Raw genomic sequence first — 967 nt, forward strand, 5'->3', positions numbered from 1 at the left:
AAATCCTGCAGCAGGTCGTCCGCTTCATCCGGCTGCTTGCGGCCGGTATCGTTGTCCTCGATGATCCTCCTGATGGAAGCCAGTATCTCCTCCATGGAAGGTTCGCGCTGTACGCTGCTTGCTGTCGCCATCGTCACATCCGCCGCCCTTGTGACTCGTTGCAGATTTCCAGTCCGGCCAAAGCCGGATTCGAATCATGGCAACAGCGTAACCGACGGATCGCCTTACGAGAATCCCCAATCTGAGGGCGCGTTGGATTTCAACAGATTAGAGCCCGCGCGTTCCTTTGAACGGCGGGCTCTAATGCCTTGAAACTGGACGGAATTGAAACTGGTGGAGCGATCAACGGCCGTCTGGCGTGCGCAGGCCGATCCACTTGTCCTTGACCGCATTGTAATGCTCTTCGGGTCTGTATTTCGTCACCTGAAGGGCGAGACGATCGACCGAAAGACGACCTATCGCCGAGAGGATGGCATAGCTCGCCACCACCAAATCGCGTTCGGAACTGGCCTGGTTGATCTTGGCGGTGATGAGCGTGGCTTGGGCGTTGAGAACGTCGAGCGTAGTGCGCTGGCCGACATTGCGCTCCTCGATGACGCCGCTCAAGGCAAGCTGCGCGGCGGCGATCACCTGCCTGTTGGCCACCACGGTTTGCTGCGCGGCGATATATTGCGTCCATGCCGAGGTCACGGCTTGCCGTACGGTGTCGCGGCTTACATCGACCTCGATCCGGGCCTGGCTGAGCGATTCCTTATTCTGACGCACTATCGCCGACGTGCGCCCGCCCGAATAGATCGGTATAGTCAACGTGGCACCGATGCTGGCCGAATTGGTTGTGCCATCCTGCCCCGTATCGGCAGAGCCCGGGGCCGTTCTGCGATAGGCGCTGGAAACGCCGGCGGAAGCCGAAAGCTGCGGCAGCAGCGCGCCTTCGGCCGATTTCACCCCAACCGCCGCCGCGTCGCCC

Annotated in this window: 1 protein-coding gene and 1 pseudogene; both read right to left on the reverse strand. The window is 60.7% G+C overall.

The genetic code is table 11. The features are described 5' to 3' along the window. Window positions 1-131 (reverse strand): annotated as a pseudogene (locus tag EOA85_RS36020) (DUF2497 domain-containing protein); the annotation flags it as partial. 211 nt (window positions 132-342) lie between these two features. Then, the coding region (locus EOA85_RS36025; RefSeq protein ID WP_164760171.1) for a TolC family protein at window positions 343-967 on the reverse strand (625 nt) is incomplete at its 5' end.

It is taken from the genome of Mesorhizobium sp. M5C.F.Ca.IN.020.29.1.1 (assembly GCF_003997375.1).
In the GTDB taxonomy this organism is placed as follows: domain Bacteria; phylum Pseudomonadota; class Alphaproteobacteria; order Rhizobiales; family Rhizobiaceae; genus Mesorhizobium; species Mesorhizobium wenxiniae.